Annotated in this window: 22 protein-coding genes; 12 read left to right on the top strand and 10 right to left on the bottom strand. The window is 71.2% G+C overall.

What is annotated here, in order from left to right:
• Positions 1-349: 349 nt before the first annotated feature.
• From ASD11_RS12210 to ASD11_RS12205, 3 genes are all read right to left on the bottom strand, one after another.
• Positions 350-1,345 (bottom strand): exonuclease domain-containing protein, encoded by a 996-nt coding sequence (locus tag ASD11_RS12210; protein ID WP_056287502.1) that lies wholly within the window; start codon positions 1,343-1,345, stop codon positions 350-352.
• A complete protein-coding gene (locus ASD11_RS18175) occupies positions 1,338-1,853 on the bottom strand; it encodes a hypothetical protein (RefSeq protein ID WP_156464703.1) in 516 nt (171 codons plus the stop codon). The genes ASD11_RS12210 and ASD11_RS18175 overlap by 8 nt, the downstream gene beginning before the upstream one ends.
• A gap of 158 nt (positions 1,854-2,011) precedes the next feature.
• On the bottom strand, positions 2,012-3,052 hold the full coding sequence (locus ASD11_RS12205; protein ID WP_082554329.1) for a tyrosine-type recombinase/integrase: 1,041 nt from the start codon (positions 3,050-3,052) through the stop codon (positions 2,012-2,014).
• A 156-nt stretch (positions 3,053-3,208) separates the two neighbouring features.
• Between ASD11_RS12205 and ASD11_RS12200 the strand changes: the two genes are divergently transcribed.
• Positions 3,209-3,748, top strand: a complete 540-nt coding sequence (locus ASD11_RS12200) for a hypothetical protein (RefSeq protein WP_056287498.1) — start codon at positions 3,209-3,211, stop codon at positions 3,746-3,748.
• 125 nt (positions 3,749-3,873) lie between these two features.
• Entirely contained in the window at positions 3,874-4,062 is a 189-nt protein-coding gene (locus ASD11_RS12195; RefSeq protein ID WP_056287497.1) for a hypothetical protein, read from the top strand.
• A gap of 34 nt (positions 4,063-4,096) precedes the next feature.
• Here ASD11_RS12195 and ASD11_RS12190 read toward each other — a convergent pair whose 3' ends face one another.
• A complete protein-coding gene (locus tag ASD11_RS12190; RefSeq protein ID WP_056287495.1) occupies positions 4,097-4,429 on the bottom strand; it encodes a hypothetical protein in 333 nt (110 codons plus the stop codon).
• A gap of 109 nt (positions 4,430-4,538) precedes the next feature.
• Between ASD11_RS12190 and ASD11_RS18170 the strand changes: the two genes are divergently transcribed.
• Positions 4,539-4,697, top strand: a complete 159-nt coding sequence (locus ASD11_RS18170) for a hypothetical protein (RefSeq protein WP_156464702.1) — start codon at positions 4,539-4,541, stop codon at positions 4,695-4,697.
• A 182-nt stretch (positions 4,698-4,879) separates the two neighbouring features.
• Positions 4,880-5,536 carry a hypothetical protein gene (locus ASD11_RS12185; RefSeq protein ID WP_156464701.1) on the top strand — a complete coding sequence of 219 codons (657 nt, stop codon included), beginning with the start codon at positions 4,880-4,882 and terminating at the stop codon, positions 5,534-5,536.
• A gap of 3 nt (positions 5,537-5,539) precedes the next feature.
• Here ASD11_RS12185 and nhaA read toward each other — a convergent pair whose 3' ends face one another.
• A complete protein-coding gene (gene nhaA, locus ASD11_RS12180; protein ID WP_056287491.1) occupies positions 5,540-6,811 on the bottom strand; it encodes a Na+/H+ antiporter NhaA in 1,272 nt (423 codons plus the stop codon).
• A gap of 124 nt (positions 6,812-6,935) precedes the next feature.
• Between nhaA and ASD11_RS12175 the strand changes: the two genes are divergently transcribed.
• Both ASD11_RS12175 and ASD11_RS12170 read left to right on the top strand, forming a co-directional pair.
• Positions 6,936-8,462, top strand: a complete 1,527-nt coding sequence (locus ASD11_RS12175) for a gamma-glutamyltransferase (protein ID WP_056287489.1) — start codon at positions 6,936-6,938, stop codon at positions 8,460-8,462.
• Complete coding sequence (locus ASD11_RS12170; RefSeq protein ID WP_056287487.1) at positions 8,459-9,508, top strand: glycerophosphodiester phosphodiesterase family protein; 1,050 nt, start codon at positions 8,459-8,461, stop codon at positions 9,506-9,508. The genes ASD11_RS12175 and ASD11_RS12170 overlap by 4 nt, the downstream gene beginning before the upstream one ends.
• Here the strand turns inward: ASD11_RS12170 and ASD11_RS12165 are convergent.
• The 3 genes from ASD11_RS12165 to ASD11_RS12155 are packed head-to-tail and all read right to left on the bottom strand — an operon-like array spanning position 9,447 to position 11,103.
• The gene (locus ASD11_RS12165; RefSeq protein WP_082554328.1) at positions 9,447-9,731 is read right to left on the bottom strand and encodes a PspC domain-containing protein; all 285 of its coding nucleotides are present in this window, start codon (positions 9,729-9,731) and stop codon (positions 9,447-9,449) included. The two genes, ASD11_RS12170 and ASD11_RS12165, sit on opposite strands and share 62 nt — an antisense overlap.
• A complete protein-coding gene (locus tag ASD11_RS12160) occupies positions 9,728-9,913 on the bottom strand; it encodes a hypothetical protein (protein WP_056287485.1) in 186 nt (61 codons plus the stop codon). Before ASD11_RS12160 ends, ASD11_RS12165 begins: the two co-directional genes overlap by 4 nt.
• Entirely contained in the window at positions 9,910-11,103 is a 1,194-nt protein-coding gene (locus ASD11_RS12155) for a PspC domain-containing protein (RefSeq protein ID WP_056287483.1), read from the bottom strand. The genes ASD11_RS12160 and ASD11_RS12155 overlap by 4 nt, the downstream gene beginning before the upstream one ends.
• A 145-nt stretch (positions 11,104-11,248) precedes the next feature.
• Here ASD11_RS12155 and ASD11_RS12150 point away from each other — a divergent pair, with 145 nt between their 5' ends.
• Together ASD11_RS12150 and ASD11_RS12145 are read left to right on the top strand one after the other, a co-directional pair.
• Positions 11,249-12,514 (top strand): ATP-binding protein, encoded by a 1,266-nt coding sequence (locus ASD11_RS12150; RefSeq protein WP_056287481.1) that lies wholly within the window; start codon positions 11,249-11,251, stop codon positions 12,512-12,514.
• Positions 12,511-13,185, top strand: coding sequence for a response regulator (locus ASD11_RS12145; protein WP_056287479.1), 675 nt, complete (start codon positions 12,511-12,513; stop codon positions 13,183-13,185). Before ASD11_RS12150 ends, ASD11_RS12145 begins: the two co-directional genes overlap by 4 nt.
• A 75-nt stretch (positions 13,186-13,260) precedes the next feature.
• Here the strand turns inward: ASD11_RS12145 and ASD11_RS12140 are convergent, their stop codons facing one another.
• Positions 13,261-13,698 (bottom strand): DUF2000 domain-containing protein, encoded by a 438-nt coding sequence (locus ASD11_RS12140; RefSeq protein WP_056287478.1) that lies wholly within the window; start codon positions 13,696-13,698, stop codon positions 13,261-13,263.
• Between the two features lie 49 nt (positions 13,699-13,747).
• Here ASD11_RS12140 and ASD11_RS12135 point away from each other — a divergent pair, with 49 nt between their 5' ends.
• From ASD11_RS12135 to ASD11_RS12125, 3 genes are all read left to right on the top strand, one after another.
• The gene (locus ASD11_RS12135; RefSeq protein WP_056287476.1) at positions 13,748-14,533 is read left to right on the top strand and encodes a helix-turn-helix transcriptional regulator; all 786 of its coding nucleotides are present in this window, start codon (positions 13,748-13,750) and stop codon (positions 14,531-14,533) included.
• A 129-nt stretch (positions 14,534-14,662) separates the two neighbouring features.
• Positions 14,663-15,184, top strand: coding sequence for an OsmC family protein (locus ASD11_RS12130; protein WP_056287474.1), 522 nt, complete (start codon positions 14,663-14,665; stop codon positions 15,182-15,184).
• Between the two features lie 63 nt (positions 15,185-15,247).
• Positions 15,248-18,316: a BTAD domain-containing putative transcriptional regulator gene (locus ASD11_RS12125; protein ID WP_056287472.1), complete on the top strand. Its 3,069-nt coding sequence runs from the start codon at positions 15,248-15,250 to the stop codon at positions 18,314-18,316.
• 86 nt (positions 18,317-18,402) lie between these two features.
• On the opposite strand, the gene ASD11_RS12120 is transcribed toward ASD11_RS12125, so the two are convergent.
• Positions 18,403-19,092, bottom strand: a complete 690-nt coding sequence (locus ASD11_RS12120) for a YoaK family protein (RefSeq protein WP_056287471.1) — start codon at positions 19,090-19,092, stop codon at positions 18,403-18,405.
• Between the two features lie 43 nt (positions 19,093-19,135).
• On the opposite strand from ASD11_RS12120, the gene ASD11_RS12115 reads away from it, so the two are divergent.
• Entirely contained in the window at positions 19,136-20,053 is a 918-nt protein-coding gene (locus ASD11_RS12115) for a 4-(cytidine 5'-diphospho)-2-C-methyl-D-erythritol kinase (RefSeq protein WP_056287469.1), read from the top strand.

Here is a 20,053-nt window from a genome sequence, read left to right as displayed (position 1 = left end):
AGTAACATAGTACTGGCTGAACACTTTCGGCGGCGGCAAGTTCTCTCTCGCGAGGCACTTTTTGGGCCGAGCCTCGACGACGCGCAACCGGGACGCCTCGACGGGACTTGCTGCACTCAGTGGACCTTCGCGGGAATCAGCCGTCGATCACGGATGTCGCTCGTTACGAGGCGAGCCGAGACCCAAAGAAGCAAGTTACGTTAATCGACCACTTGGAGCGGTTCGATAGCTCGCAAGGCTCGTTCGCGAGACGGAGCCAGCCTTTCGGGTCGACAACCTTCGAGACGAAAAGCTAGTGCGGGCCAATCGGGACCAACGGCAGTGAGGGTGCGGCACTCGACTCCGTTGACTAGATCAGGTCGAGCGGGCGCTCGTCGGTCGGCTCGTCCAAGAGGAGACCCAAGTCGGGCACTTCAAGGTCGCGGCCATCGAGGACTCGTAGGAAGTCCTCTTCAGTCATCAGTTCGATGTCCTGACCCTTGTCTTGGAGTTCGAACGCCTTGCGGGCCTTGCCCGAGTACGTCGCTCCGGGGCGCAAGTTCGCGGGGTTAAAGTCGCCCAGCACCAGCACGTTCGTGCGCTTCGTAGTGTTCAACTCCGGCGTGCCACCGGAGCGTGCCACCTCGTCCCACGCAAGCTGACGGGTCATCGACATCAATGCACCGGTGAACACAACCACCCGACCGAACAGGTGGCCTTCGGGGTCTGCGTCGGCGTTTGCTTCGGTTGCGACAAGAGAACCTGATCCACTCGCGGTGCTCACTGAGCCGGAGTAGATCCCGGACTCCATCCTGCCCACCCGGACTAGGTGAAGCGAAGCCAACTCCCTGAGGTCCAACGTGCCCGCGAGAACTGCCAAGCCGCGCACGATGTGAACTACAGCGCGCGCGTCTGCCAGCGCGTCGTGGTGCTGTTCGAGGGTTGCGCCGCAGGCCTCCGTCACAAAGGGAAGGCGATAGGACGGCAGCGAGAACGCTCGACGAGCCAGGACGAGAGTGCAGAGGAAATCAATGGCTGGCCACTCGATGTTGTCCACGGCGCAGGCATAGCGAATGACCCCAATATCGAAGCCTGCATTGTGCGCGATCACCACGTCGTCGCCGATGAATGCGACAATATCCGGCAGCACCTCGCGCCACCGGGGAGCATCGGACACCATTACCGGCGTGATCCCGTGGATGCTGATATTGAACGGATCGAACCAGTCCGCGGCCTCGGGCGGGCGGATCAGCCAGTGCTGCTCGTCGACGATCAAGCCATTTCGCACCTTGATCAACCCGACCGAGCATGGTGACCCGCGGTACGAGTTGGCCGTCTCGAAATCGATCGCTGTGAAGTCAAGCATTGAACGCCCGCACTGGCTGGGGGTCCAGGCCCTTGATGAATTCGGCCGGAAACGCCTCGGGCTCACGAGGCTCGTGCTTAGCCCAGCGCTTTCTGCGCGCGTTGTCTGCCTCAAGCCAGTCAGACCAGAGGCCGGCAAGGTAGTTCGCCGACTCCAACGCGCGCAAAGTTGGGGTGTCCTCCGCCGGTCGGTTCATTTCACGCGCAGGCCGGACGCTCACGCCAACTTCGAGCCTGAGCGATTCAGTAGCTGCTGCTAGGTGTTCGAGGTCGTCGATCTTCAGTGCATAGCCCTCCAACGGAAGACCGTCGATGGCCGATCCATCGGTTAGCAGGAGAATCCGATCGCGAGTCAAAGCATGAACCTTCTCAAACGCGTCCGGGTCCTCGCGGAGTTCGACTCGCACCGCGTTGGTGTGGGTTGCTGCGGTTGGGGACGTCTGACTTGTCAACCAGATGGCAACGACGCTGCTCTCGGTTTGATTGTCGACGGTGGCGAATCCAAGCACGACTGACCTCATTCTTTACCGCTCGACCTTCGCGACGGTGCGCCCAAGGCTAATCGCCAGCTGGGCAGTTTGTTGCTCGTTCTGGGGAACGTCAGACGTTGAGCTACAGGGGTCGAGCCGATAACGCAGAGGTCGGCACGGAGGGCGCGCGGACGCGGTCAGGTCCCTTCGGCCGACCGTAGCGGAATGACCTTGTCGGACTCGATCATCGAACTGAGAAAAGACTTCCCCTTGAGGGCCTTGTCTCGGTGGAGCTTCTCAGTCGTGATTCCCAAGTAGATCTCCGTGGTTGACACATTCTTGTGGTGAAGCCAGGCAGCGCACTCCCTCAGGGCGCCGTCGTATCCGCTCTGCACTCTCCAGTCGAAGTACGCCCGGGCAGCGCTGCGACGGAGGGTGTGCATTCCTTCACCCTTCTCGAACGTCAAGCCAGCGTCTGTCATCGCCGTCTGAATAATGCGAGCAGTGTGCCTGATCGGCTCGGTCGGCAAGTAAGACCCAACTCGATCGAAGGGCGCGCCAGATGCGAACTGGCCAGTTGAGATCCTGCGACCTCCGCCGATCTTGAAGCGAGGGAAAAGCAACCATTCGGGCTGCAGCGGTCCGGCGTCCGCTGCGTAGACGATTAGCCACTCGCGGAGCGCAGTGTCTAATTCATCCGGTATAGGCATCTGATCCTGCACGCCACTCTTGGTGATATCGGCGCGGATGTAGCCCTGGTCGAGGTCGACGTCTGAGATGCGCAGACTGCAAAGCTCTCCGCTCCTCATGGCTGTGTTGCACGCTGCGACGATCAGCGCTTTGTCCCGCGGGATCTTCGCGTAGCCGGGCAAGGCAAGCAGTTCAGCAGGAGAGAGCCGCAAGCGCTCCGCTCGGACGGTGCGTGCTTTACCGACAAACGCCAGCGGGTCGTCGTCGAGCCACCCTCGGCGACGACAGAAGAGGAAGAAGCCGCTGAGCCGCGAGCGCACCTTGTTATATGACGCGCCGTTCAGACGTTGTTTCTCATTCACCATGTATTGCTCGACGACGCTCGGAACCATTGCCCGGTGCACCTGTTTGGCAGGACCTACCGCTCTGGCAAGTTGCTGCAGGATGACACCATCGTTGTAGAGGGCGTGCTCACCGACCTGCGTCGAGCGGACGTCTTGGAAGTCCTTGATCGCGGCTTCCACCGTCGGCGATGTCTTTCGGGGCATGAGCGTTCCTCCTGTGTTGGTGACCACAACAGGTGAGCCCGCGGCCGTATTTCATGTCGTCGATTGTTGCAGGCGTTGACGACGTGAGTTCATAATTTCCTCAAAGGGCAGCAATTTATGCCGTAACGCCAAACATCGAGTGGGAGTGAGCCGGGCATGACGTCCCGCTCGATCCGGCCGACCCGCCGGGAGGTCGAGGCGTCCCTGCCCGGGGATGACGTCGTCCCGGCCGCGTCCGTCGTGATGGACCGTGCGTTCACGCTCCGGGCGGCCCCGCCGGTCGTGTGGCCGTGGATCGTCCAGCTCGGCAAGGATCGGGCGGGGTGGTACCTGCCACGGTCGGTCGAGCGTGTCGTGCCACGCCGACGACGTGCCATCCGCCACCTCGAGCCGTCGCTGCTGCACCTCGCCGTCGGCGACGTGATCCCCGACTGGGGCGGTGCGGGCTCCACCTTCGAGGTGGCGGTCCTCGACCCGCCTCGAGCGCTGGTCCACGTGAGCACCCGAGGCCACGTCAGCCTCTCCTGGGCGATCGCGCTCACCGAGGTGGGTGGCTCGACCCGGATCCACCTGCGACTGCGCCTCGGCGGTGTGAGGCGAGAGCGACTGGCCGCGCTGGGCGGAGGGTTCTTCGACTGGCTCACGATCCTCGGGCTCGCTGCCGGTCTTCGGGAGCGTCTGGACGAGGTCCGATGAGCGTGCGCAGACGGCCCCGGTCGGTCGGTGGCGCGTCGTGAGCACCTCGATCGTGAAGCCATGGCCGGCCGCTGACCCGGCATGGGCCGTGTTCTTGTGGGGCGTCGGCGGACTACCGTGGTCGCATGTCAGACCGAGGTCCCGTGTTCGACGGAGTGCGCATCGGTCGCCCGGCGACGGGCGCGCTGATCGACGCCGGTTACAGCACGGTGGCCGATCTCCCGCGGGACCTGTCCGAGCTCCTGGCCCTGCACGGTGTGGGGCCCTCTGCTGTCGGGCGACTCGAGGCGGCGCGGGGGAGCTCGGCCGAGTAGCGGTCGGCCCCGCCTCCCACTCCCACCCCCTGGGTCAGGCCTTGCCGGTGAGGCGGGCCCACAGGGAGGGCTTGGGCCAGGGGAGGCCCAGGTTGCGGGCCCGGATCTCCTCCAGCGCGTTGTCGGGGAGGTCTCGGTGCCGGGGAAGGGCTCCGATCTCGTAGAAGCCTTCGAGCCGCTTGAAGGCGGCCTCGGCGTCGCGCCGCTGCTGTGCGACGAACGCCCGCACGTCGGGGTTCGGGTCCTCCTCCCACGGCTTGACCAGGTCGAGGTGCTCCTGCAGCACGGCGTGGGCCTCGTCGCGGCTCATGTAGGGCGAGTAGGCAGGCGGCTCGGGGAGCTGCGGCTGGTCTTCGCTCGGCGTCATGGTGGTCCTGTCGGTCGGAGGTTCCTGCCCGAACCCTAGGCGCCTGGCCGTCCGACGGCCCGCATCGGCTCGTCGTGCGGGCGGCTGGAGTCGCGTCTACGGTGACGGCATGAACGACGCGAAGCTCTGGTACGCCGCCGCTCTCCTCTTCTTCGTCGCCGCTGCGGTCTCCGCCAGCAGCGACAACAAGGCCATCCCCCTGCTGCTCCTGGCAGCGGGCCTGCTCTCGTTCTCGGTCCCGGCCTACAACCGGCGCCGGGGCAAGTGACCGCGAGTCCAGACCAGACCTGCCCCGCCTGGAGCCGCTCCGGCAAGGGGCTCCGGGGCCCCGGCGTACTCGGCCGCCGAACCGGGGAACGCGCCCACCGTGCCGCTGACCTCCCGTGACGGCCGGGCAGGTCCCGAGCGGACTTTGTTAGGGTCGCGGGAGTCCATCGGGAGGCAAGGTTCGTGAGCTCAGCTCAACTCGCACGTGTCCGGACGGCCATCTTGGTGGTCGTCCTGATCGCCGTGGCCGGCGTCATCGCCGTCATCGCCCTCCGGGGCGGGGGCGACGACGCCAGTGTCGCGAACGCCGGACCCTCGAGCGCGCCGTCGGCCGAGGCCACGCCCAGCGCCACCCCCTCGAAGAGCCCCTCGGCCACGCCGAGCGCGAGCGCCACCTCGCCGTCGGGCCAGCCGTGCGACGACGGCAAGCGCGACATCGACCCCACCGGCGTCGACGAGGACACCCTCCCGGTCGACTGCGGCCTCACGCCGGTCTCGGTCGAGCAGGAGAAGAAGAGCGGGCTCACCGTCGCGTGCGGCGGCCGCTACCCCGTGATCCTCTACAAGACGTACACCCAGCGCGGCCAGGCCTCGGTCTGCGGCGTCGACGCCTCGGGCGCCAAGTTCCGGATCGCCTTCAAGCCCAAGGACGGCAAGCCGGTCGACATGGCCGCTCGCTACGTCTCCGACCTCGACGCCTTCATCGGCGAGGACGAGGGCACCGAGTACGGCATCCTCGGCTACGACGGCACCCTCGTGGTCACCGCCCCGAGCGGCACCATGAAGAGCTACAAGGCGTCGGACTGGATGACGCTCGACAACGAGGACGACGCCGACTAGTCGTCACTCGTCGCGCTGGTAGACGTCGGGCACGCCGTCGGCGTCGTCGTCCCTCGTCTCCTGCTCGGAGATGGCGCGGTACACGTGCTCGCGGGTCCGCAGCACCACGGCGGCCAGGACCGTGGCGAGGAGCGTGCCCACGAGCACGCCCAGCTTGGCGTGCTCGGCCTCCGGGCTGCCGGCTCCGAAGGCCAGCTCGGCGATGAGCAGCGAGACCGTGAATCCGATGCCGGCGAGGATCGACATCCCCAGCAGGTCCCACCACGACAGCTCGTCGTCGAGCTCGGCACCCGTGAACCGCGACATGAGCCACGTGGCGCCCAGGATGCCGATGGTCTTGCCGACGACGAGGCCGAGCACGACACCGATCGTGATGGGCGACGACACCGCCTCGCCCAGGGCGTCGCTGCTCACGACCACCCCGGCGGAGAAGAAGGCGAAGACGGGGACCGCGAACCCGGCCGAGAGCGGCCGGACGACGTGCTCGAGGTGGTCGGCGAGGCCGGGCGCGTCCGCGCCGTCGCGCCGCAGGACCGGCACCGTGAAACCGAGCAGGACACCGGCCACCGTGGCGTGGACCCCGGAGGCGTGCACCAGCGCCCAGGCCGTCAGGGCGAGCGGGACGAGCAGCCACGGCGAGCGGATGCGCCGTTGCACGAGCACGGCGAACGCGCCGATCGGCAGCACGGCCAGAGCGAGCCACTGCAGGTGGAGGCTGTCGGTGTAGAAGATGGCGATCACCGTGATGGCGAGCAGGTCGTCGACGATCGCCAGGGTGAGCAGGAACGTGCGGAGCGCTGTCGGCAGGTGGCTGCCGAGCAGGGCGAGCACCGCGACGGCGAAGGCGATGTCGGTGGCGGTGGGGATGGCCCAGCCGCGGACGGCGCCATCGAGGTTGATGGCGGTGAAGATGAGCGCCGGGACGACCATGCCGCCGAGCGCCGCCACCATCGGGACCGCGGCGCGACGCGGGTCGCGAAGGTCGCCGGCCACGAACTCGCGCTTGAGCTCGAGGCCGACCACGAAGAAGAAGATCGCGAGCAGGCCGTCTGCGGCCCAGGTGCCCAGGCTCAGGTCGAGGTGCAGCGCCGAGGGCCCCACCACGGTGTCCCGCAGGTCGGCGTACCAGTCGCCGGTGTTGGCGGCCACGATGCCGACGATCGCAGCGGCGACGAGAAGGACACCGCCGACGGTCTCGGTGCGCAGGACGTCGGCCACGCGGCTCGCCTCGGGCCACGAACCGCGGGAGAACAGGCGGTCGTTGGAGTGCTTCATGGGATCCTTCGGGGTCGACGACACGATGCCGACCAGACTTCCCGGCTCACCGTCCCCCACTCTATCGGTCGCCCGGTGGCCGTCGGTCCCCGCCGGGAGGCCTCCGCGTGGATAGGGTCGAGTCATGCCCGATGTCGCGGTCGCCGCGCCGAACGAGGCCGCGGCCGCCGCGGGTGAGCGTCTCGCGCTCCTCGGCGGCAACGCCGTGGACGCCGCCCTGGCCGCCGCGCTCGTGACGATGGTCAACGAGGTGGGCATCGTCTCGTTGAGCTCCGGCGGGTTCGTCACGGTGCAGCCCGCCGACGGCTCGGCGCCCGTGACCGTCGACGGCTGGATGGACATGCCCGGCCGGGACGTCGGGGTGAAGCAGTCCGGGACCTGGGACGTCAGCACGGCCTACGGCGGCGGCGTCGACATCACCATCGGCGCCGGGTCCGTCGCTGCGCACGGAGCCGTGGCGGCGTTCGAGGAGGCCCACCGACGCTGGGGCGTCGCCCCGTGGCACGAGGTGGTGGCACCGGCCATCGAGGTGGCCCGCGAGGGCTTCCGGCTCGGGTCTGCCTCGCGGTACTACCTCGAGTACGTCCACGACGACATCTTCGGCTGGGACGACCAGAGCCGTTCTGCGGTGCACGACCTCAGGCCGGGCTTCGAGGGCGAGCTCACGAGCGAGCCGATCGTGGTCCCCGACCTGGCGGCGTCGCTCCAGCTCATCGCCGACGAGGGCGCATCCGCGCTCCACACCGGCGACCTCGCGCGGCTCATCAGCGCCGACGTCGTGGAGCGCGGCGGGATCCTGTCGGCCCGCGACCTCGCCGCCTACCGGCCGGTGGTCCGCCCGTCGCTCGTCGCGCAGGTGGGGCCGTGGCGGCTCGGCACCAACCCGGTGCCCTCGGTCGGGGGCGTGTGCGTCGCGGCCATGCTGCGCCTGCTCGACGGAAGGCCCGAGGCGACCAGCGGCGGATCCTGGAGCGACGCCGACGTCGAGCGCATGGTCGAGGTGGAGCGACTCGTGCTGGGTCATCGTCTCGACGTGCTCGACCCCAGCGACGACCTCGAGCGCGATGCGCAGGCCTACCTCGCGATGCTCGACGGCCTCCCACCCACCGCGCGCAACGCCGACCGCCCGGCCTCGACGGCCCATGTGTCCGCCTCCGACAGCGAGGGCAGCTCCTGCGCCGTGACCGTGTCGTCGGGCTACGGATCGGGCATGATCGCGCGCGGCACCGGGATCTGGCTCAACAACTGCCTCGGTGAGCAGGAGCTCAACCCGAGGGGTCTTCACGGCCTCGCCCCCGGCACGCGGCTGCTCTCCAACATGGCGCCCACCGTGGCGCAGCACGACGACGGTGCCTCGCTGGCCATCGGCTCCCCGGGTGCCGATCGGATCTCCACGGCCCTGGCGCAGGTCCTCGCGGGCTACTGCACGGGAGGGCTCACCCTTCAGCAGGCGGTCAACCACCCGCGTGTGCACGTGCACCGCGCCGGCCGACCCGACGAGGTCGTGAAGCGCGAGACCGACCTGACGATGTACTTCGGCGGGGTGGGTGCCACGGTCCGCCGCCCCCTGCCCGACGGCACCGTCCACCTGGAGGCCGCGGCGGACCCGCGGCGCGACGGCGCGGTCCGGCTGGTTCGGGCGGTGCCATGACCGGCTCGGTCCAGGAGGGCGCTCCGGTCCTCATCGCGCACCGCGGCGTGCCGGGCCACCGGCTCGAGCACACCCGCCCGTCGTACGAGCTGGCCATTGAGCTCGGCACCGACTTCATCGAGCCCGACGTCGTGGCCACCCGTGACGGCCATCTCGTGGTCCGGCACGAGAACGAGATCGGCCACACGACCGACGTCGCCGAGCACCCCGAGTTCACCGAGCGCCGCACCACCAAGGTCGTCGACGGCGTCCCGTTCAGCGGCTGGTTCACGGAGGACTTCACCCTCGCCGAGCTCAAGAGGCTGCGGACGCGGGAGCGGCTGCCGCAGCTCCGGCCGCAGAACCTGGTGCTGGCGGGCCGGGAACCCATCCTGACGTTCGCCGAGGTGGTCCAGATCGCCCGCGACGCCAACGAGGCCGAGATCGGCCGCCGGGTCGGCGTCTACGTCGAGACCAAGCACCCCACGTACTTCCACGACCTCGACCTCGACCTCAACGACCTCCTCGTGGCCGAGATGGAAAGGCTCGGCATCAACGACGACGACGCCGACGTCCCGGTGGTGATCCAGTCGATGGAGTCGGCCAACCTCCAGGAGCTCCGGCCGCGCACGCCCGCGCCGCTCGTGCAGCTCATGGATCGTGCCGGGGCCCCGTTCGACTTCGTGGCCTCCGGCGACCCCCGCACCTACGCGGACCTCACGACCGCCGACGGCCTGGAGTTCGTGGCGGCCTACGCCGACGGGATCGGACCCAACAAGAGCCTCGTGATCGAGCGTGCCCCGGACCACCGCCTCACGGACGAGACCGGCCTCGTGGGCAGGGCCCACGAGGCCGGTCTCTGGGTGCACATCTGGACGATGCGCGACGAGAACAACTTCCTGCCGCTCGACTACCGCGTCGGCACCGCGCGCTCGGCGCACGGTGACGCTGCGGCCGAGTACCTGCGGTTCTTCGAGGCAGGCGTCGACGGCGTCTTCTCGGACTTCACGCAGACGGCGTGGGCGGCTCGGGAGGCGTTCCGGGCTGCGGTGCCGGCTGCTGGATGACCACCGGGGGCTGCGGACGCTCCACGGCCGGCATCAGGATCCAGGCCACCACGTAGGCCACGAGCAGCGAGCCGAACCCGATGACGGTGCCCACGAGGACCACGATGCGGATGAGGGTGACGTCGACGCCGGTGTACTCGGCGAGGCCGCCGCAGACGCCGCTCAGCCACTTGTCGTCGCGGCTGCGGACGAGCTTCTTGGGTGTTCCCGGTGTGCTGCTCATGGCTTGCTCCTGAGGGTTGCGGTGATGCCGGCCAGGCCGGCGGCGATGAGGACGGCTGCCCCGATGAGGGCTGTCTGGGTCGTGTCGACGAGGTCGTGCCGGCGGACGAACCACTGCAGGCTGAGACCGAGCATGATGACTCCTGCGACGAAGCTGGCGATGTTGAACGGATGACGGGTCACTGGTCGACCACCTTGATCTGGCCGAGGCCCATGTCGGCCTCGATGGTGAGGGACCGGGAGCGGATGCCCACGGTGTCGAGCCGACGGTCGGTTCCGCTCTCCTGCCGGCCGAAGACCTCGATGTCGCCGCCCCGGACATGGCTCCTGACGGTGACGGGCGTTCCCTCGGGGACGATGACCTCGAGGGACCCGATGCCCTGGTCCACCGAGATGGTGCGTCCCACGAGCTGGTCGGGGTCGGCGACGTCGCGCAGGTCGAGCCGGAAGTCGCCGATGCCGAGCCGGTACTCAGAACGCACCTGCGACGCGGTGAGCGGCGCGTGATGGTCCTCGCCGATCTTCCCGCTGGGCACCACCGAGCCGATGGCCAGGACGACGGCGAGCAGGATGCCGAGGGGGACGAGCCAGAGGCCGTGGCCGACGACGGACCCGACCACGAGCCCCAGGCCGACGATGCCGAGCGCGGTCGCGATGTAGGTCAGCCAGGTGACGTCGGCCGAGGCGTGCGCCGCGTCCCACATGCCGAGGGCGCCCAGCACGACGGCCACGACCGACAGCGTGAGCCACGCCAGGGCCGGCGAGCGCCGGGGACGACGGGGCCGCGGGGAACCGGTCGGGATGACGGCGGTGGACTCGATGCCCGACGGCGGCGCCCCGTCGACGGCCGTGGCAGCCGTCGTGGCCGTGGTGGGCGAGCTCGCCGTCGTGGCGAGCCCCCTGGCCTCGCGACGGCGCCGGGGCAGCACGGCGAAGAACCAGTAGAGGATCGCCGTCGGGACGACCACCCAGAAGAGAACTTCTCCCGGAGGCCCCCCGCCCCAGCTGCCGTCGCTCACGACGCTGATCGCGGCAACGGCGGCGGCGCCGATGAGCCCCACGGTGCGGACCCGCTCCTCCTGCTCGTCGAGGTTGAACCAGTCGGCCGCGATGCTGCGCTCGGCGTCGTCGGAGGGGACGAGGAACCAGGCGGCGAGGTAGAGGATCGGTCCGGCCAGGCCCACGAAGGTCAGGGCGGCGATGACGACCCGGACGATGACGGGGTCGATGTCGAGGTGACGGGCGACGCCGGTGCAGACGCCGGCGACCATGCGGTCGTCCCGGCTGCGTCGCATGTCGGTCAGGGTGCGGACGCGCTGCGGGTCGAAGCCGCGGTCCTCGGGGGCCTCGGAGGCCGTGGTGGTGTCGTTCATGGCTCCAGCCTCGCCGGGCGGGCGCCCCAGGACCATCGGGTACGACCCTGGTCCGACCCCGGGGCTCCCGGGGTCGGTGGTCCAGGGGCGGGGCAGGGGCGTCGGGTGTGGCGTCCGTGCTCACGCGCGTGTGAGGCTTGACCTCGTGACCTCCACCCCCCAGGCGCCCGGGCGACCGGCCTCGACGACGTACACGCCCCGGCGTGCCGTGCGTCCGGTCGAGAGCCGCATCGTCGGGGGCGTGGCCGCGGGGCTGGCCGAGCACCTGGGCCTCCCGCCGGTCTGGGTGCGCGTCGCGCTCGTCGTGGCCACCTGGTTCAACGGCGTCGGGGTCCTCGTGTACCTCGTCCTCTGGCGTCTGCTGCCGCTCGCGGAGCCGGCCTCGAGCCCGGGCCTGGAGTCGGCCACGCGCCGAGGACTGCGCTCGCGGTCGGGACCGGGCCGGCGCGAGATCGTGCAGACCGTCGCGGTGGCCGCCCTGGGGGTCGGTGTCCTGGTCCTCATGCAGGTCCTGGGCCGCGGCGTCAACGACTCCTTGCTCCTCCCGGCGCTCCTGGCCATCGTGGGCATCGCGCTCGTCTGGCGACAGCTGGACGACGCCGCCCTGAGCCGCTTCATCCGCCAGACCGACGGTTGGGCGTTCGCCGTCCGCGTCGCAGCCGGCGTGGCGATGCTGGCCGCGGCCATGCTCTACGTCGTCACCCGGGAGCGCGGGTGGAACGCCCTCGTCGACCTGCTGTCCGCGACCGTCATCGCGCTCGTCGGCCTCGCCCTGCTCATTGGGCCGTGGATCACCCGGCTCCTCTCCGACCTCACCGCGGAGCGGCGCGAGCGCATCCGGTCGCAGGAGCGGGCCGACGTCGCGGCGCACCTGCACGACTCCGTGCTCCAGACGCTCGCCCTGCTGCAGAAGAACGCGGGGGACCAGGCCACCGTGGCCACGCTCGCCCGGCGCCAGGAGCGCGAGCTGCGGGCCTGGCTCTACGGCGACGAGCAGGCCGAGGGCGACTCCTTCGCGGCGGCGCTGCGCTCGGTGGTCACCGAGGTCGAGGACCTCCACCAGGTCCCCGTCGAGCTCATCGTCGTCGGAGACGCACCGCTCGACGCCGACGTGAGCGCGCTCGTGCGGGCCACCCGTGAGGCGGTCGTGAACGCGGCCAAGCACTCCGGCGTCGACCGTGTCGACGTCTACGGCGAGTGCGACGGCCGACGGTTCGAGGTGTTCGTGCGCGACCGGGGCGTCGGGTTCGACCCCGCCGCGGTGGCCGAGGACCGCATGGGCGTGCGGGGCTCGATCGTCGGTCGCGTCGAGCGGCACGGCGGGACCGCCGAGGTCCGCAGCGCGCTCGGCGAGGGCACCGAGGTCGTCCTGCGCATGCCTGTACGCCACCCCGACGAGGAGAACGCATGACCGAGCCCAGCAGCGACCGGACCGAGATCGACCCGGGCACGCTCCGCGTCGCCATCGTCGACGACCACGCCATGTTCCGCACCGGGGTGCGGACGGAGCTGTCGGGCGTGGTCGACGTCGTGGGGGAGGCCGAGGACGTCGACACGGCGGTCGCGCTCGTGGAGGCCACGCGTCCCGACGTCGTGCTGCTCGACGTCCACATGCCCGGCGGAGGCGGCGCCGAGGTGCTGCGCCGCGTGGGCCACCTGAGCAGCACGACGTTCCTGGCGCTGTCGGTGAGCGACGCCGCCGAGGACGTCATCGGCATCATCCGGGCCGGTGCCCGCGGCTACGTCACCAAGAACATCTCCGGTCCCGAGCTCGTCGACGCGCTCACCCGCGTGGCCGGCGGCGACGCCGTCTTCAGCCCGCGCCTCGCCGGATTCGTGCTCGACGCGTTCGCCGGCACGATCGAGGTGGCCCAGGTCGACGAGGACCTCGACCGGCTCACGGAGCGAGAGCGCGAGGTCATGCGGCTCATCGCCCGCGGCTACGCCTACAAGGAGGTGGCCAAGGAGCTGTTCATCTCCATCAAGACCGTCGAGACCCACGTCTCCAGCGTCCTGCGCAAGCTCCAGCTCTCGAGCCGCCACGAGCTCACCAAGTGGGCCAGCGACCGCCGCCTCATCTAGCCCCGGGACCGTGGTGGGCGGTGGATCCTCCACCGTATGAGGGTCCATCCGGTGGCACATCCACCGCCCGGCGGGTCAAGAGTGGAGCGGGATGCCCTTGACGGTCTTGTCGACGGCGTTCTTGGGTCCGTGGAGCGCGATGCCCACGAGGTCGAGGTCGTCACGTCCCACCGCGCGGACGGCCGCCCGGTTGGCGGCGTCGTGGCCGGTCGAGAACATCTCGCGGGTGTAGACGGCCTGGTCGAGACCGCGGCCGACGGCCTTCGCGTGGGAGGCGGTCAGCTGCTCCGCGGTCCCGCCCAGCACGACGACCGGCTGGCCCAGGAGCGCGAGGTAGGGGGTCCCGTCGGCGTCGGCGTAGGGCTCGCCGACAGCCTCGGGATGGGCCGCGGTGATGCCGCTGACGAGGAACGCCGTCACGTTGAGCGCCTGCCACGGTGCGAGGTCGGTGCGGAGCAGGACGACGATCTTGGTGTCGAAGCGGACGGGGGCGTCGGGATGGGGCTCGGTCATGCCATCACGATCGTCCGTGGCGGCGGGCCCGGTCTTGTACGTTCCTGACATGGCGCGCGAGCAGGCGAGGGCCTGGCGTCCGGAGGTGCCAGGAGTCACCGAGGTGCTGCACGCCCACTTCACCGAGCACGCCTACCCGGCGCACGTCCACGGCACGTGGACGCTCCTGCTCGTCGACACCGGCGGCGTGGACTACGCGCTCGACGGCCGCCCGCACCGGGCCGCTCCGGGGTCTGTCACGGTCCTGCCTCCCGACGTCCCCCACGACGGCCGGGCCATCCACGTCGATGGCTTCGACAAGCGTGTCCTCTACCTCGAGCAGACCTGGCTCGACGCGGGCCTGGTCGGTCCGGCCGTCTCGGCTCCCCTCGTCGGAGCCGACCTCGCACGGTCGGTGTCCCGGCTGCACGACGCGCTCGAGCTGGGCGACAGCCTCGAGGCGGAGTCGCGGCTCGCGCTCGTGTCGGAGGAGATCGGTGGCCGGCTCGACCTCTGGCGGCCGCCGGTGTCGCGGCGTCAGGGCCGAGGAGTGGCGCGCGAGGTGCGCGACCGCCTGGACGCCTGCGGCGCCGAGGCACCGACGCTCGTGGAGATGGCGGCCCAGCTGGGCGTCGATCCCACCCACGTCGTCCGGGCGTTCCGCCGCGAGTACGGCATCCCGCCGCACCAGTACCTGACGGGCCGGCGGGTCGATCGCGCCCGGCGGCTCCTGCTGGCCGGCGAGGCCGCCGCCGACGTCGCGGTGGAGGTGGGGTTCCACGACCAGTCTCACCTCATCCGGCACTTCCGACGGGTCCTCGGCGTGACGCCGCGCGCCTACCTGCGCAGCGCCTGACGTCCCGGACGGCGCCGGCCATGATGGGCTGTCGAGGCGTCCGTCCCGACCACGTCTCACGGAGCGAGAGGACGGCCGCACCGCTCGGTCCGCGGTCAGGCTGGAGGTCCACCCACCTCAGGAGCCACCATGTCGCAGACCACCACCCAGCAGCTCAACGACGTCGACCTCGCCGCGGTCGGCGCGCTCGTCGGGTCGATCCAGGCCGACCCCAGCGCGGCGCAGACCACGTGGGCCGCGCACGTCACGTGGGACCGCGCCTTCCAGTCGTCCTCGCGCGTCCGCACGTTCTCGCCCGTGTCCTCCGACGAGCCGGCCGGCCTGGGCGGCGACGACACCGCCGCCAACCCCGTGGAGCAGCTCCTCGGCGCCCTGGGCAACTGCCTCGCGGTGGGCTACGCGGCCAACGCGACGCTGGCCGGGATCGAGATCGACGCCCTGCGGATCGACGTCAAGGGCGACGTGGACCTCCACGTGTTCCTCGGGCTCAAGGAGGGCCACGCGGGATTCTCCGGCATCAGCGCCGACGTGACGCTGGAGACGTCCGCACCGCGCGAGGAGGTCGACGCGCTGCACGCCAAGGTGCTGGCCACCTCGCCCGTCGGTCACACGCTCCGCACGGCCGTCCCGGTCGAGGTGAACCTCGCCTGAGCTCGGGACGGACGGGAGCGCCGGGGCCGTGTGACGGCACCTCCCGTCCGTCATGATGGGCGGGTGCGTGTCGAGGTCCTGGGTCCGGTGAGGGTGCTCGCCGACGGTCGTGAGATCGACCTCGGCGGCGCGCGCAACCGTGCCCTCGTCGGTCGGCTCGCCCTCGCGGACGGCCGCGCCGTGCCGGCGTCGACGCTGATCGACGACCTCTGGGGCGACGACCTCCCTGCCGACGCCGCCAACGCGCTCCAGTCGGTGGTGTCCCGGACCCGCCGACGCCTCCCCGACGGCGCACTCGTCTCCACCGCGTCCGGCTACGTGCTGAGCACGAGCTCGACCGACGTGGGCGACCTGCGCCGTGGGATCGCCGAGGGCGACGGCGCCGCGGCGGCGTTGTGGCGGGGCGAGCCCTTCGCCGACGCCGGGGGGCCGCCGTTCGTGGACGACGTGCTGAGCAGCCTTGCGGAGTCGCGCCTGCTGGCGGTCGAGCTCGACGTCGCCGAGCGCCTCAGGTCCGGCCCCACCTCGGCCCTGGTGACCGAGCTCGCCGTCCTCACGCAGGACCATCCCTACCGCGAGGACCTCTGGCGCCTGCGGCTCGAGGCCCTCGCGGCGAGCGGCCGGCCCGCCGAGGCGCTCGACGCGTACGACGAGCTGCGCCGCCGGCTCGCCGACGACCTCGGCACCGACCCGTCGCCTGCCCTGCAGGACATGCACACCCGCCTGCTGCGCGGCGAGGTCGGGCAGGTCCGCCACCACGCAGCCCGGCTGCCTGTCGCCCTCACGTCGTTCGTGGGACGCGACCAGGCCGTCCACGACCTTCGCGCAGCGCTCCGCTCGCACCGGCTCGTCACGATCCTCGGGCCGGGAGGAGCGGGCAAGACGCGCCTCTCCATCGAGTCGGCCCGGGGCTCGGGCGACGTGTGGCTCGTCGAGCTGGCGTCGGTGGCCTCCGAGGCCGACGTCGTGCGGACGACCCTCGGAGCACTCGACCTCGTGGAGGTGGCCACGCTCGACGGCCGGCGTCGAGGCGCGACGGACGACCGCTCGCGGCTGCTCGAGGGTGCGGCCGACCTGCACGGCCTCGTCGTCCTCGACAACTGCGAGCACGTGATCGACGCCGCCGCGAGACTCGTCGACGACCTGCTGTCGCGGGCCCCCGGTCTCCGCGTCCTGGCGACGAGCCGTGAGCCGCTCCGGCTGATCGGCGAGCTGGTCCACCCCATCGAGCCGCTCGCGGTGCCCGAGCAGGGCGTCCCGGTCGAGGACGCGCTCGAGTTCAGTGCCGTGCGGCTGTTCGTCGAGCGCGCGCAGGCGGCCGACCCGTCCTTCGTCCTCGATGCCGACACGCTGCCCGCAGTGCTCGACGTCGGCCGTCGGCTCGACGGCCAGCCGCTCGCCCTTGAGCTCGCCGCCGCCCGGCTCAGGACGTCGAGCGTCCAGCAGGTGGCGGCGCGTCTCGGTGACCGGTTCCGGCTCCTGACCGGAGGCAGCCGGACCGCGCTGCCGCGCCACCGCACCCTGCGGGCCGTCGTGGAGTGGAGCTGGGACCTCCTGGAGCCCGAGGAGCGCGACCTCGCCGAGAGGCTTGCGGTGTTCCCGGCCGGTGTCACGGCTGCGGGCGCCGCCGCGGTGGGCGGCATCGACGAGGTCGACGCCGCCGACCTGCTCGCCTCCCTGGCGGACAAGTCGCTCCTGACCCCGGTCCGGGGCGAGGGTGAGCCGCGGTTCCGGATGCTGGAGACCCTGCGCGAGTTCGGGACCGAGCGGCTCGTCGAGGCAGGCACGGTCACGAGCGTCCGGCGCGCGCACCTCGCCCACGTCGTCGCGATGCTCCAGCACCACGGTCCTCTCCTGCGGGGGCCAGAACAGCTGCGCTCGCTCGAGGTCATCGACGTGGAGTGGGGCAACGTGGCAGCCGCGCTGCGCTTCGCGATCGACGTGCACGACCGCGCCGGCGCGGGCCAGATCCTGCAGGTGGCGGCCTGGTACTGGGCCATGCGTGGCCAGGAGGACGAGTTCGGCGCCTGGATCGGCGAGGTCATGGCGCTCCCGCCGAGCGACGACCCCGTCTCCGAGATGCTGCTGCACGGCCTCGCCATCGTCGGGGAGATGAGCCGGACCGGGCGGTCGACGTCGGCCGACGAGCACGTGGCAGCCATCCTGGCCGCCTACGACACCGGACGAGCCCACGGCCACTGGGCCGACATCGTGATCCACGTCCTCGCCTGGTTCGGCCGGTCGGGCGACCGGATGCTGCCCGAGCCCACCGACCTGTGGACCCGGTCCGTCATCGCGATCATGGGCGTCGTGCTGAGCGACAACGCCGGCACGGGGCCGGCGGACCGGGAGCGGCTCCTGGCGGCGGTCGAGGGCTTCCGCGAGGTCGGCGACCGCTCCGGTCTCGCGAGCGCGCTCACGTCGCTCGGCACCGAGCACGCCCTCGACGGCCATCTCGACGAGGCGGTGGCGACGTGGCGCGAGGCGCAGGGCCTGCTCGAGCAGCTGGGAGCGGGGGAGGACCTGTCGTTCGTGCGGTCCCGCATCGTGGGCGTCCGGCTCGTCACGGCCGGCCGTGACGACCTGCAGGCGCTGCGCGAGGAGCTGCTCCGCGAGGAGGCGAGGGTCTCCCACGAACGGGGCCGGTGGATCCTGCGGGCCACCCTGGCGGAGATCGAGGTACTGGCGGGTCGGCCCGAGGAAGCGGTGCGCATGCTCGAGGAGCAGGCGGCGGAGGACGGCGGGGCCGCGCTCGGCAGCTCGCAGGCCCGGGCGGCCCTCCTCGGGTTCCTCGCCCGCGCCCGGGTGGCTGCGGGCCGGCTCGACGACGCCCAGGAGGCGATCCGCGAGGGCTTCGAGCAGGGGGAGCGCGTGGAGGACATGCCCATCCTGGCCGGGGTCGCCCGCGCGGTCGCGCACCTCACGCGCGCCCGGGGTGATGCCGCGCTGGCCGCTCGGCAGCTCGGTGCGTCGGACCAGCTCCGGGGGCGTCAGGACCTGTCGGTACGCGACGGGCTCGACCTGGCTGCGGGGCTGCGCGAGGAGCTGGGCCTCGACCGCTTCGAGCGCGAGCTGGAGGCCGGCCGCAGCCTGCCCCGCGACGAGGCCCTCGCCCTCGTGCGTCCCGCCTGATCGGTGAGTGTGTCACCCGTCCAGGCCGTCGAGGGGTGACACACTCACCGCCTCAGCAGGGACGGGTGACAGGCTCACCGCCCAGATCAGCCCGGCGTGACCGGTCCGGCACCGGGCGACGTGGGTGCCCAGGCCGCCACGGTGACGGTGGCCACGACGGCGGTGGCCGCAGCCACCGCGGCAGCGAGGTGCCACTGCACGACGAGGGCGCCGACGGCGGCCCCGAGGACGATGGCCACGACGGCGAGGCCGCGCGCCACCCCCACCTGGCGGGAGTCGCGGCCCGGCCACGTGTCCGACGCGAGGCCCACGAGGTTGGCGGTCACGGCGACCGTCGTCAGCTCACGGAAGCCCACGGCGCGCGCGGCGGCGGCCTGCCCGCCCATGGCGGTGGCCAGCACCGCGGTGAGGACCAGGGCGAAGGACTGGTGGGGTGACTCGTCGACGACCAGCAGCGCGACGGCCACGCCGCCCAGCGCGACGGCGACGGCGCCGAGCACCGTCGACGTCCACGGACCCCAGCCCCGGCGGCCGCGCACGAACCGTCCGGCCAGCGCAGCACCCGCGAAGAACCCGGCGAGCGCCACGAGCGGCCCCGCGACGGGGAGGTCCTCGGCACCGGCCAGGCCCATGCCCAGGATGACGACGTTGCCGGTCATGTTCCCGGTGAAGACGCGGCCCAGGCCCAGGTAGCACGCGGCGTCGACGATGCCCGTCCCGGACGTCAGCGCGAGCAGGAGGACCAGGGTGCGTCGCTCGGAGAGCCGGGTGGTCACGGCAACGAGTGTGACGGGTGGAGGCATCCCCTAGGTTGGTCGGGTGACGTCAGCCTCGGTGCGGGTTCCCGCCAAGATCAACCTCAGCCTCGGCGTCGGCCCCGTGCGTGACGACGGCTTCCACCCGCTGGCCACGGTGTACCAGGCGCTCGACCTGCACGACGAGCTGCGGGCCACGGCCACCGACGACGGCGTCATCGCGGTCACGGTCCACTCCGAGGCCGACCCGTCCGCCGAGGTGGCCGACGTCCCGCTGGGCGACGACAACATCGCGGTCAAGGCGGCCCGGCTGCTCGCCGACGACTCCGGCACCGACCTCGGTGTCGACCTCGCCATCCGCAAGGTCATCCCGGTCGCCGGCGGCCTCGCGGGAGGTTCCGCCGACGCGGCGGCCGCCCTCGTGGCCTGCAACGAGGTGTGGGGCCTCGGCCTGTCCAAGGCCGAGCTCGAGCCCTACGCGGCGCAGCTCGGCAGCGACGTCCCCTTCCTGCTCCACGGTGGCAACGCCATCGGCGGCGGCCGGGGCGAGACGGTGAGCCCCGTCCTGGCCCGCGGCTCGTACCACTGGGTGCTCGCCGTGGCCTCGCAAGGACTCTCCACGCCCGCCGTGTACGCCGAGTTCGACCGGCTCAACGAGGGCAGGACGGTCGACGAGCCCCAGATCGCCGACGAGCTCCTGGCGGCGCTTCGTGCCGGCGACGCCGCGCTGCTCGGCGCCGCCCTGTCCAACGACCTCTCCGACGCGGCCATCTCCCTGCGACCTGAGCTGCGCGACACCCTCGAGATCGGCATGGAGGCCGGCGCGCTCGGCGCGCTCATCTCCGGCTCGGGGCCCACGTGCCTGTTCCTGGTCGACGACGAGACCCACAGGCTCGACGTCTCGTTCGCCCTGGCCGGCGCCAGCGGTTGTGCCGACGTCATCCAGACGCGCGGCCCCGTGCCCGGCGCACGGCTCGTCTGA

The sequence above is a fragment of the Aeromicrobium sp. Root495 genome, assembly GCF_001426755.1.
Lineage (GTDB): Bacteria > Actinomycetota > Actinomycetes > Propionibacteriales > Nocardioidaceae > Aeromicrobium.
The sequence above is the reverse complement of the archived record's forward strand: the minus strand, read 5'-3'. Positions and strand labels throughout refer to the sequence as shown.

What these genes read in the sequence shown, in the direction of transcription:
- ASD11_RS12145 (WP_056287479.1), top strand. Translation starts at nt 12,511, where the DNA reads ATGACCGAGCCCAGCAGCGACCGGACCGAGATCGACCCGGGCACGCTC.
- ASD11_RS12170 (WP_056287487.1), top strand. Translation starts at nt 8,459, where the DNA reads ATGACCGGCTCGGTCCAGGAGGGCGCTCCGGTCCTCATCGCGCACCGC.
- ASD11_RS12205 (WP_082554329.1), bottom strand. Translation starts at nt 3,052, where the DNA reads ATGCCCCGAAAGACATCGCCGACGGTGGAAGCCGCGATCAAGGACTTC.
- ASD11_RS12200 (WP_056287498.1), top strand. Translation starts at nt 3,209, where the DNA reads ATGACGTCCCGCTCGATCCGGCCGACCCGCCGGGAGGTCGAGGCGTCC.
- ASD11_RS12175 (WP_056287489.1), top strand. Translation starts at nt 6,936, where the DNA reads ATGCCCGATGTCGCGGTCGCCGCGCCGAACGAGGCCGCGGCCGCCGCG.
- ASD11_RS12140 (WP_056287478.1), bottom strand. Translation starts at nt 13,698, where the DNA reads ATGACCGAGCCCCATCCCGACGCCCCCGTCCGCTTCGACACCAAGATC.
- ASD11_RS12210 (WP_056287502.1), bottom strand. Translation starts at nt 1,345, where the DNA reads ATGCTTGACTTCACAGCGATCGATTTCGAGACGGCCAACTCGTACCGC.
- ASD11_RS12190 (WP_056287495.1), bottom strand. Translation starts at nt 4,429, where the DNA reads ATGACGCCGAGCGAAGACCAGCCGCAGCTCCCCGAGCCGCCTGCCTAC.
- ASD11_RS12195 (WP_056287497.1), top strand. Translation starts at nt 3,874, where the DNA reads ATGTCAGACCGAGGTCCCGTGTTCGACGGAGTGCGCATCGGTCGCCCG.
- ASD11_RS12135 (WP_056287476.1), top strand. Translation starts at nt 13,748, where the DNA reads ATGGCGCGCGAGCAGGCGAGGGCCTGGCGTCCGGAGGTGCCAGGAGTC.
- ASD11_RS12165 (WP_082554328.1), bottom strand. Translation starts at nt 9,731, where the DNA reads ATGAGCAGCACACCGGGAACACCCAAGAAGCTCGTCCGCAGCCGCGAC.
- ASD11_RS12155 (WP_056287483.1), bottom strand. Translation starts at nt 11,103, where the DNA reads ATGAACGACACCACCACGGCCTCCGAGGCCCCCGAGGACCGCGGCTTC.
- ASD11_RS18170 (WP_156464702.1), top strand. Translation starts at nt 4,539, where the DNA reads ATGAACGACGCGAAGCTCTGGTACGCCGCCGCTCTCCTCTTCTTCGTC.
- ASD11_RS12130 (WP_056287474.1), top strand. Translation starts at nt 14,663, where the DNA reads ATGTCGCAGACCACCACCCAGCAGCTCAACGACGTCGACCTCGCCGCG.
- nhaA (WP_056287491.1), bottom strand. Translation starts at nt 6,811, where the DNA reads ATGAAGCACTCCAACGACCGCCTGTTCTCCCGCGGTTCGTGGCCCGAG.